This is a genomic window from Streptomyces sp. NPDC054849, assembly GCF_053610945.1.
Window position 1 is genome coordinate 1 of record NZ_JBSGZI010000171.1, and the last position, 8564, is coordinate 8564.

General features: G+C 73.0%; 8 protein-coding genes. 5 read left to right on the forward strand and 3 right to left on the reverse strand.

Going from position 1 to position 8564, the window contains the following annotated elements; translation table 11 throughout:
• Nucleotides 1–34: 34 nt before the first annotated feature.
• From ACWGIF_RS37235 to ACWGIF_RS37245, 3 genes are all read right to left on the reverse strand, one after another.
• On the reverse strand, nt 35–853 hold the full coding sequence (locus ACWGIF_RS37235) for a hypothetical protein (protein ID WP_453504211.1): 819 nt from the start codon (nt 851–853) through the stop codon (nt 35–37).
• Nucleotides 854–1002: 149 nt separating this feature from the next.
• Nucleotides 1003–1995, reverse strand: a complete 993-nt coding sequence (locus tag ACWGIF_RS37240) for an N-acetylmuramoyl-L-alanine amidase (RefSeq protein WP_453504213.1) — start codon at nt 1993–1995, stop codon at nt 1003–1005.
• A 209-nt stretch (nt 1996–2204) separates the two neighbouring features.
• Complete coding sequence (locus ACWGIF_RS37245) at nt 2205–2846, reverse strand: class I SAM-dependent methyltransferase (protein ID WP_453504215.1); 642 nt, start codon at nt 2844–2846, stop codon at nt 2205–2207.
• Between the two features lie 312 nt (nt 2847–3158).
• On the opposite strand from ACWGIF_RS37245, the gene ACWGIF_RS37250 reads away from it, so the two are divergent.
• From ACWGIF_RS37250 to ACWGIF_RS37270, 5 genes are all read left to right on the forward strand, one after another.
• Nucleotides 3159–4007, forward strand: coding sequence for a helix-turn-helix domain-containing protein (locus tag ACWGIF_RS37250; RefSeq protein WP_453504217.1), 849 nt, complete (start codon nt 3159–3161; stop codon nt 4005–4007).
• Complete coding sequence (locus ACWGIF_RS37255) at nt 3967–4233, forward strand: DUF397 domain-containing protein (protein WP_453504219.1); 267 nt, start codon at nt 3967–3969, stop codon at nt 4231–4233. The genes ACWGIF_RS37250 and ACWGIF_RS37255 overlap by 41 nt, the downstream gene beginning before the upstream one ends.
• 70 nt (nt 4234–4303) lie before the next feature.
• Nucleotides 4304–4969, forward strand: coding sequence for a hypothetical protein (locus tag ACWGIF_RS37260; protein WP_453504221.1), 666 nt, complete (start codon nt 4304–4306; stop codon nt 4967–4969).
• 85 nt (nt 4970–5054) lie between these two features.
• A complete protein-coding gene (locus ACWGIF_RS37265; protein ID WP_453504223.1) occupies nt 5055–7190 on the forward strand; it encodes an acyl-CoA dehydrogenase in 2136 nt (711 codons plus the stop codon).
• A 14-nt stretch (nt 7191–7204) separates the two neighbouring features.
• Nucleotides 7205–8428 (forward strand): lipid-transfer protein, encoded by a 1224-nt coding sequence (locus ACWGIF_RS37270; RefSeq protein WP_453504225.1) that lies wholly within the window; start codon nt 7205–7207, stop codon nt 8426–8428.
• Nucleotides 8429–8564 lie beyond the last annotated feature (136 nt).

Below are 8564 nucleotides of genomic sequence, written 5' to 3' on the forward strand. Positions count from 1 at the left end.
GAAGGGCGAGGGGCCGTACGCGTACGACGATGGGTCAGCCGCGCTGGATGCCCGTCGTGTCCTGGAGCACGCCACGGCGGCCGTCCTGCGTCTGGGCCACCAGACCCTGGCCGCGCTGCTCGACCGCCAGGTACCAGGTGCCCGGGGCGAGTTCGGCGATCTGGGTGGGGGAGCCGTCCTCGGCGAAGAGGGGGCGGGCCACCGGGACCGCGAACCAGAACGGCGTGAAGTCCGCCGCCGGGGCGGGCGGGGGAGTGTGGTGGGCGTCCTGCGGGCCCGGGCCCGGGGTGGGGGCCGGTGTCGGAGTGCCGCCGTACGGCGGGACCGGCTGCGGGGTGGAACCGTACGGCTGCTGCCCGCCCGGGTAACCGTACCCGGCGCCCGGCTGCGGCTGGCCCCCGTACGGCGGGACGGCGGCGGGCTTCGGGTCCGGCACCAGCTGGCCTGCCAGCGCCGGGACCTTGGCGCTGAACAGGGCCACGCCGGCCAGCGCCAGGGTGCCCAGGAAGGCGAGGATGGCGCCGGCGCCCAGGTCGGCGCCGGTCGGGCAGGTGATCAGGGACCACAGCGCGGACCATGCGGCCGAGACGGCGAGCACGGTGCCCCACGCCGCCAGCGGCAGGCCCAGCACCTTGCGCGTCTCGGGCTGGAAGCGACCGGCGATCAACAGGCCCGCGGCGATGAAGCCGAGCAGGAAGACGCTGGGCAGCACCAGCCGGTATACGTCGGTGTCCCACGCGCTCGGGACGTCGACACCGGTGGCGGAGTAGAAATCGAGGAACGAGGCGATGAACAGCAGCACCGCTGCTCCGATCACCACGCCGTCGCCTCGAGTGAGGGAGCGGATGTTCACGTCTTAGGTGTCCTTCTCGGTCTCGGTCGTCTCGTGGTGCCGCGGTCGCAGATCGTTCTGCAGCGGGGCGGGCGGCACCATGGTACGGAGGTCTCGCGCGGCCGAGAGGATCGGGGCTGCGAGCAGTCCCGGCGGGACCTCCGGTGGGACTACCCGCCGAGGAAGCCGACGATGCCGTCCGCGATGCCCTGAGCCGCCTTCTGCCGCCACTCCGGACTCGTCAGCTGCGCCGCGTCCTTGGCGTCACGCATGTTGCCGCATTCGATGAACACCTTGGGCCGAGTTGACAGGTTCAGTCCACCGAGGTCGTCGCGGACGACCAAGCCGGTGCCGCCGCCGAGGTAGTTGGCGGGGGCGGATCCGGTGGTGCGGGCGAAGTTCCCGGCGATCCGCTCGCCGAGTTCGCGGGAGGGTTCGACGATCTTCGCGGTGTCTGCGGCGCCGCTCTTGACCTTGGCCGGGAGGATGACGTGGAAGCCGCGGCTGCCGGCGGAGACGCCGTCGGCGTGGACGGACACGACGGCGTCGGCGTTCGCCTCGTTGCCGATGCGGGCGCGCTCGGTGATGCAGGGGCCCCACGGGCGGTCGGCCTGGTGGGTGAGGACCACCTTCGCCCCCTGGGCCTCCAGGACGGCCCGCAGGCGCTGTGACACGTCGAGGGTGAACTCCGCTTCCATATAACCGGAGTTGGTGGTCGTTCCGGTGGTGTCGCACTCCTTGCGGTTCGTACCGATGTCGACCTGCTGGTTGATCTCTTTGGTGTGCTTGAAGTTGCCGGTGTTGTGGCCGGGGTCGATGACGACGGTCCGGCCGGTGAGCCCGCCCTTGGCGGGGGCGGTCGCAGGCGTGCTCGCGCGCACGCTCGGGCTCGTACTCGGGCTCTGGCTCGGGGTGGAGCCCGGCTTCGCGTCCCGCTGGCCGGGTGACAGGGCCGAGTGGGAGGCGGGCTGCGGCGCGGGCCGGGGCTGTCGCCCCTCCGGCCCGGTCCCGGTCAGCACCTGCGTCAGCACCCAGCCCGCCAGGCAGGCCGGGGCGAGCGCCGCGACGCCGACGACGAGCGTGGAGCGCCGGGTGAACCAGGACCGGTCCGGGCTGACCGAGGAGCCGGACTCGGGGGGCGGGGGGCTGTCGTCTTTGCGCACGCCGCGATGCTAGACCGCCGCGCGGGGGCCCGGCCGGATCCTGCGCCATCCGGGGGCGTGGTGCGATGGTCGGGAGGTATGCCCGGAGCCCTGCGCCGTCGGCGCCCATCGCGGGCGCCCCCCGACGCAGAGCCTCTTGATTCGGCCTTTTGACGTGGGGCCTCTCGACGCAGGGCCCCTGGCCGCGGCGGGCAGCCCCGCCCCCGGGGTCAGTGGCCGGGCGCGATGCGGCGCAGCACGCGCAGCGAGTCGGTGACGGAGATCTCCTCGAAGGCGCCGGAGGCGAGGGCCCGCAGGTAGATCCGGTACGGGGCCTGGCCGCCGTCGGCCGGGTCCGGGAACACGTCGTGGATCACGAGCGTGCCGCCCTCCGCGACGTGCGGGGCCCAGCCCTCGTAGTCGCCGGTGGCGTGCTCATCGGTGTGGCCGCCGTCGATGAAGACGAAACCGAGCGCGCCGCCCCAGGCCGCGGCGACCTGCGGGGAGCGGCCGACGATCGCGATCACGTGGTCTTCGAGACCGGCCTTGTGCAGGGTCCGGCGGAAGGTGGGCAGGGTGTCCATGAGGCCGACCTCCGGGTCCACGACGCTCGGGTCGTGGTACTCCCAGCCGGGCTGCTGCTCCTCGCTGCCGCGGTGGTGGTCCACGGTGATCGCCGCGACGCCGGCCTCGCGGGCGGCGTCCGCCAGCAGGATGGTGGAGCGGCCGCAGTACGTCCCGACCTCCAGCAGCGGCAGCCCGAGCGCCCCCGCGGCCACGGCCGCCTCGTACAGGGCGAGGCCCTCCCGTACGGGCATGAACCCCTTGGCGGCCTCGAAGGCGGCGAGGGTCTCCGGCTTGGGGGTGGCCATGGTTCCTCCGGCGGTGAGCGGTTGTGTCGGTGGCGGCCCATGGTGCCTTACCCGCTGGTAGCGGACCAGGCCGGGGCCCACCCTGCCGCCCTGCCGCCCGGTCAGCCGTCGACGTCGGCGCCTATCGCCTGGACCGTCAAGTCGACGGGGTCGGTGTGGCCGTTGAAAATGGCCACGTCCCAGCAGGTGGCGTCCTCGCCGAGGCGCTTTCGCCCGCCGGGACGCCTCCGTTGGACGATTCGAGTCACCCGTGCGCAGTCGGATGGTTACGCTCGGCTATGGAACGTATGACGGCTTGGGGGTGACCGTTCCATGGTCAGCATGCGCGATCTCGATCCCAGTGCCTCGCCGCTGGACTACTACGGCTCCGAACTGCGCCGCCTGCGAGAAGACGCGGGACTGAAGCAGGGACAGCTCGGCGCCATCGTCTTCTGCACGGGCTCGCTGATCGGCCAGATCGAGACGACGAAGAGAGTGCCGACCCGGGACTTCTCGGAGCGGGTGGACGCGGCGCTGGGGACGGGCGGGGTGTTCTCGCGACTGGTGGGGCTGGTGCTGCGGAGCCAGTTGCCGACGTGGTTCCAGGCGTACGCGGAGATGGAGGCGCGGGCGGCGTACCTCTCCACGTACCAGGCGCAGCTGGTGTACGGGCTGTTGCAGACGAAGGAATATGCGCGTGCGGTGCTGGGCGTGCGGAGCGAAGGGGACCTCGACGCCAAGGTGGCCGCTCGGATGGAACGGCAGCGCATCCTCGACCGCGAGAACCCGCCACTGATGTGGGCCGTGCTGAGCGAGGCCGTGCTGCACCAGGAGGTCGGCGGCCGGGAAGTCATGCGGAAGCAACTCGCCCACTTGTTGAGCCTGAGGAGGCGGGAGTGGGTGAGGGTGCAGATCCTGCCTTTCGCGGCGGGAGCGCACGCCGGACAGATGGGTTCGTTCACCGTCCTGCGTTTCGAAGACGACCCGGATCTCGTCTACACCGAGGACTTCGTGCAGGGCCATATGACGGCCAATCCGCAGGCTCTCAGGGAAGGCTCGCTCCGATACGATCATTTGCAGGCCGCCGCACTCCCTCTGGAGGACTCGGCGGCCCTGATCGCCCGCGTATTGGAGGAGCGCTATGGACACCAACCAGCACCTGACGGGCGCGAAGTGGCGTAAGTCCTCGTACAGCGGTGACACCGGCGGCGAGTGCGTCGAGTGTGCCCCGCTCGGCACGGCGGCCTGGCGCAAGGCCTCGTACAGCGGTGACACGGGCGGCGACTGCGTCGAGGTCGCCGCACAGCCCTGCCTCGTCGCCGTCCGGGACTCCAAGAACCCCGAGGGGCCCTCCTTCACCGTCGGCCCGGCCGCCTTCGCCGTCTTCGTCGGGTCTCTGTCTGCATGAAGGCGCTGCGGCTGCCGACCCCGCGCACATAGGGCCCTTCCAATGCGTCGCCGTCCTCGGGCAGGGCGGCATGGGGCGGGTGCTGCTCCGGGTCGGTCCCGACGGGCAGCTCATCGCGGTCAAGCAGGTGCACGCCGAACCGGCCGAGGGCGAGGAGTTCCCGGCCCGGTTCCGGCGTGAGGCGAAGGCCTCCCGGAAGGTGTCGGGCGCGTGCACCGCGCCCGTCGTCGACGCCGATCCGGGCGCGGAGACGCCCTGGCTCGCCGCGCTGTTCGTACCGGGACCCTCACTCGGCCAGGTCCTGAAAGCCGCCGGGCCGCTGTCCGGGGAGGGCGCGCCGGCTGGCCGCCGGGCCGGCGCACGCGCTGGCCGACGTCCACCGGGCGGGCCGAATCCACCGGGACCTGAAGCCCTCCAGCGTGCTGCGCGCCGAGGGCGGGTCCGCGTCATCGGCTTCGGCATCGTGCGCGCCGCGGAGGACCAGACGCGGATCACGCACGCGGGCGCGCTGGTCGGCTCGCCCCCCGTATATGTCGCCCGAGCAGGGCGACGGGAGGAACTCACCCCTGTGGGCGACGTGTTGTCGCTCGGCGCCACCCTGGTCGCGGCCTGCGCGGGCATGCGCAGCGTCCGGCCGGAGCGGGCCCTCGCGCCGGGCGGACGGCGGCTGGGCGCGAGGTTCTGGCCGACGGCCGCGGTGGTCCTCGCCGAGGTCTGCCGACGCGCAGGGCCGTGATCGTACGGCGCCGGGTCGGGCGGGCCGTGAAGAAGACCTTCACCTGACCTTCCGTCAGATTGGAACGTGTTCTAGTCTGCCGCGCATGGGCATCGGAATCACACAGGAGCAGCGGGAGTTGGCCGAGGCGGTGCGCGGCTGGGTGGCGCGCGCCGTGCCTCCCGAGGAGGTGCGCAAGCTGCTCGACACCCCGCCGCAGACCGGGGCGCGGCCCGCCTACTGGGACGCCATGGCCGTCCAAGGGCTGCTGGACCCGCACCTGGACGGCGGGACCCTGCTCGACCTGGCCGTCGTCGTCGAGGAGGCGGCCCGGGCCGCCCTGCCCGGCGCGTACCTGCCGAGCGCGCTGGCCTCCGTGCTGCTGGAGCGGGCCGGAGCCGAGCCCCTCGCGGGCCGGGTCGGCGCGGTCGCGCTGGGGCCGGGGACGCTGACCGCCGTCGCCGTCGAGGGCGGCTACCTGCTCGACGGTCTCGCCCCGCCCGTACTCGGCGCCGGCGAGGCCGATCTCGTGCTGCTGGCCGCCGAGGCCGCGCACGGCACCCGCTGGTTCGCCGTGGACGCCGCCGCGCTGGACATCCGTACGCACGAGAGTGCCGACCCGACCCGGCCCACCGCCGAAGTGCGCGCGCGCGGCGCCGTCACCTCCCCCGACCGGCTGCTGGAGCTGGACGCGGCCCTCGTCCGCGATCTCGCCTGCACGCTCTTCGCGGCCGACGCCTGCGGCACCGCCGCCTGGGCCGTGCACACTGCCGCCGAGTACGCCAAGGTGCGCGAGCAGTTCGGCCGGCCCATCGGGCGGTTCCAGGGCGTCAAGCACCTGTGCGCCGACATGCTGGTCCGGCTGGAGCAGGCCCGGGCTCTGGCCTGGGACGCCGCGCAGGCCATGGACGATCCCGCGCCGGCCGACGTGCGCTCGCTCGTGGCCGCGCTCGCCGCCGGGACCGCCCTGGACGCCGCGTACTCCTGCGCCAAGGACTGCATCCAGATCCTCGGCGGGATCGGCTTCACCTGGGAGCACGACGCCCACATCCACCTGCGGCGGGCCCTGGTCGCCCGCCAGCTGCTGGGCCCCGGCGACGGGCACCGGGTACGGGCCGTGCGGTGCGCCGCGGGCGGGGCGCGGCGCGAGCTGCGCCTGGAACTGCCCGCGGAGGCCGAGACGTACCGCGCGAATGCCCGTACTGCCATCGAGGACGCGCGCGGGCTCGACCCGGCCGCCGCCCGGCGGATCCTGGCCCCCACCGGCTACGCGGCCCCCTACCTCCCGCCGCCCTACGGCCTCGGCGCCGGCCCCGTCGAGCAGCTCGTCGTCCAGCAGGAACTGGCCGCGGCCGGGGTCAGGCTCGCCGACCTCGGGATCGCCACCTGGGTGGTGCCCTCCCTGCTCGCCTACGGGACGCCCGCACAGCGGGAGGCCTACGTCCTGCCGACCCTGCGCGGGGACGTCACCTGGTGCCAGCTCTTCTCGGAGCCGGGCGCGGGCTCGGACCTGGCCTCGCTGCGGACGCGGGCCGAGCAGGCCGCGGACGGCACCTGGAGGGTCAACGGGCAGAAGGTGTGGACGAGTTCCGCGCACAGCGCCGACTTCGGGATCCTGCTGGCCCGCACCGACCCGGACGCGCCCAAGCACAAGGGGCTCGGCTACTTCGTCGTCGACATGAGGAACAGCCCCGGCATCGACATCCGGCCGCTCAAGGAGATCACCGGCGAGGCCCTTTTCAACGAGGTCTGGTTCGACGACGTGGAACTTCCGGCGGACGCTTTGGTCGGCGCGGCCGACGGCGGCTGGCAGGTCGCCCGCAACACCCTCGGCAACGAACGCGTCCACATGGCCGACCAGATGACCTTCGACACCGGTCTGGAGGCGCTCCTCGCACGCGCCGCCGACCTCGACGGGACGTACAGGGCCCGGATCGGCGCGCTGGCCGCCGAGGCGCACGCCTTGGCCTGCATCGGGCTGCGCACCACGCTCCAGCAGGTGTCGGGGCTGGAGCCGGGCGCGGGCGCCTCCATACGCAAACTCGTCCAGACCCCGCACCAGCAGCGGACCGCCGAGCTCGCGCTCGAACTGCTGGGACCGGTGGGCGCGGTACGGGAGGGGGCGGGGGAGCGGGCGGTGCACGGGATGCTCATGTCCCGCTGCCTGACCATCGCCGGAGGCACCACGCAGGTCCAGCTCAACGTCGTGGCCGAGCGGATTCTCGGCCTTCCCAGGGACTGAAGGGCAGCAGGGACATGAGGTCGCACAGGTCGCACAGGTCGCACAGGTCGCACAAGTCGTACATCGTGGGCGTCGGCATGACGAAGTTCGAGAAGCCGGAGTCGCGGGACTGGCAGTACTGGGACATGGCGAAGGAGGCCGGGTCCGCGGCGCTCGCCGACGCGGGCGTGGAGTACGGCCTGGTGGAGCAGGTCCCGGTGGGCTACTGCTTCCAGGCCTCCACCGCCGGCCAGCGGGCGGCGTACGAGCTGGGACTGAGCGGGGTGCCGGTCTACAACGTCAACAACAACTGCGCGACGGGCTCGACGGCGCTGATGATGGCGCGGCAGTTCGTGGAGGGTGGACTGAACGACTGCGTGCTGGCGCTGGGCTTCGAGAAGATGAAGCGCGGGGCGCTGGGCGGCGGGTCGGACGGCGGTGACTTCAAGACGTCCCCGGTGGCCCGGCACTACGGGATCATGGCCGCCGGCCACGGCTTCGAGATGTCCCCGCCGACCGCGCAGATCTTCGGCAACGCGGCGCGGGAGCACATGGAGCGGTACGGCACCACGGCGGCGCAGCTGGCGGCGGTGGGCGCGAAGAACCACCGGCACTCGGCGAACAACCCGAACGCACAGTTCCAGGACGTGTACTCGGTCGAGGAGATCCTGGCGGCGAAGGAGATCCACACCCCGCTGACGAAGCTGCAGTGCTCACCGACCTCGGACGGGGCGGCGGCGGTGCTGGTCGTGTCCGAGCGGTTCATGGTGCAGCACGGGCTGCACGACAAGGCGGTGGAGATCCTCGCCCAGTCGATGACGACGGACACCGAGGAGTCCTTCTCGTCGGGCTCCTGCATCGACGTGGTCGGCAAGCCGATGACGGCGGCGGCGGCGCGGCAGGTGTACGAGGCGTCGGGGCTCGGCATCGAGGACGTGGACGTGGTGGAGCTGCACGACTGCTTCTCGATCAACGAGCTGCTGACGTACGAGGCGCTGGGCATGTGCGAGGACGGGGCCGCGGGCAAGCTGGTGGAGAGCGGGGCGACGACGTACGGCGGGCGGTGGGTGGTCAACCCGTCGGGCGGGCTCATCTCCAAGGGGCACCCGCTGGGCGCGACGGGGCTGGCGCAGGCGGCGGAGCTGGTGTGGCAGCTGCGTGCGGAAGCGGGCCCCCGCCAGGTCGCCGGGGCCCGGGTCGGGCTGGCCCACAACATCGGCCTGGGCGGCGCGGCGGTGGTGACGCTGCTGCGAAGGTGACGGCCGGGCCGCCGCCGTGGGCTCGGCCCGGGCCCGCGCCTCAAACGCCGGCGAGGCTGAAAGCTCGGGGCTCCGCCCCGGACCCCGCGCCTCAAACGCCGGCGAGGCTGGATGTGCGGGGCTCCGCCCCGGGTCC